Below are 1,504 nucleotides of genomic sequence, written 5' to 3'. Positions count from 1 at the left end.
ATTCCTGATCTAGTTTGTAGCCGTGGCGCAGTTTCCGCGGACTCGCTACGCCAGCTGCAGCGAGGTTGACATCGCCTATCAGACACTGGGCGACGGGCCGACCGACGTGCTGGTGCTACCGGGACCGTCCATCCCGATCGACACCATCGACGCCGAACCGTCGATGTACCGCTTTCACCGGCGGCTGGCCTCCTTCAGCCGGGTGATCCGACTCGACCAGCGCGGGGTCGGCATGTCGTCACGCGTGTCGCAGGACGTGATCGGGCCTAAGTTCTGGGCGAAAGACGCGATCGCGGTGATGGACGCGATCGGATGCGATCGGGCGACGGTTTTCGCGCCGGGGTTCGCCTCGATGACCGGGCTCATCCTGGCGGCCGATTATCCGGAACGCGTCAGCAACTTGGTGATCGTCAACGGCGCGGCCCGGACGCTGCGTGCGGACGACTACCCGATGGGGTTCGAGATCATCGAGGAAGATCCCTACACGACGGTCGCGATCGAACCGGACGCCGTCGACCAGGGCTTCGACATGCTCGGTTTCATCGCGCCCAGCATGGTCGACGACCACGCATTCCGTGCATGGTGGGACATGGCCGGCAATCGGGCCGCCTCACCCAGCATGGCCCGCGCCATGATCCTGACCGTCCGGCACTGCGACGTCCGCGACACGCTGACACGAGTCACCGCGCCGACGCTCGTCGTGCACCGCGAAAGCTGTGACTTTTGTCCAAGCGACAACGGCCGGTACATCGCCGAGCGCATTCCCGGAGCGCGCCTGGTCGAGTTGCCCGGAGCAGACGCGCTGTACTGGGTCGGCGACGCCGCACCGATGCTCGACGAGATCGAAAAGTTCGTCACCGGTGCGCGAGGCAGCTTCGGCGGCGAGCGGGTGCTCACCACGATCATGTTCACCGACATCGTCGGCTCGACCGAACGCGCCGCGGCGCTCGGCGACGGCCGGTGGCGCAACCTGCTGGACAACCACGACAGCAGGGTGCGTCACGAACTCGAGCGGTTCGGCGGGTTCGAAGTGAACACCGCCGGTGACGGATTCGTCGCGTCCTTCCCCAGCCCGAGCGCCGCGATCGCCTGCGCCGACTCCCTTGTCGACGCGATTCGGTTGCTGGGCATCGAGATTCGAGTGGGCATTCACGCCGGTGAGGTCGAGGTGCGCGGTGACGACGTCGCTGGGATGGCCGTGCACATCGGTGCGCGGGTCGCGGCCCTGGCCGGCCCCAGCGAGGTCCTGGTGTCGTCGACGGTCCGCGACATCGTCACCGGTTCGCGGCACCGGTTCGCCGATCGCGGCGAGCACGACCTCAAAGGCGTACCGGGTCAATGGCGGCTGTGCGCGCTCGAGCGGGAGCACGCGACCGTCACCCAATGACTCACAGCGGGGCCAAGGTTGCGTATCAGCAACCTGACCCGCGCCTTTCTAGACGGGAAGCTGTGTCCCGGTTTCTTTTTCGCCGAACTCGAAGACCTCGGCGGCGACTTCGTAATC

The 1,504-nt window shown here is 66.4% G+C and carries 1 protein-coding gene; it reads left to right on the top strand.

Annotated elements, in window-relative coordinates; all coding sequences use genetic code 11:
• The first annotated feature begins 22 nt into the window (after positions 1–22).
• On the top strand, positions 23–1,387 hold the full coding sequence (locus tag ABDV69_RS21455; RefSeq protein ID WP_343577861.1) for an adenylate/guanylate cyclase domain-containing protein: 1,365 nt from the start codon (positions 23–25) through the stop codon (positions 1,385–1,387).
• Positions 1,388–1,504: the final 117 nt, after the last annotated feature.

The organism is Mycobacterium sp. (assembly GCF_039583785.1).
Taxonomy (GTDB): Bacteria; Actinomycetota; Actinomycetes; order Mycobacteriales; family Mycobacteriaceae; genus Mycobacterium.
Note: the sequence above shows the minus strand (reverse complement) of the source record. Positions and strands in the feature narration are given on the sequence as shown.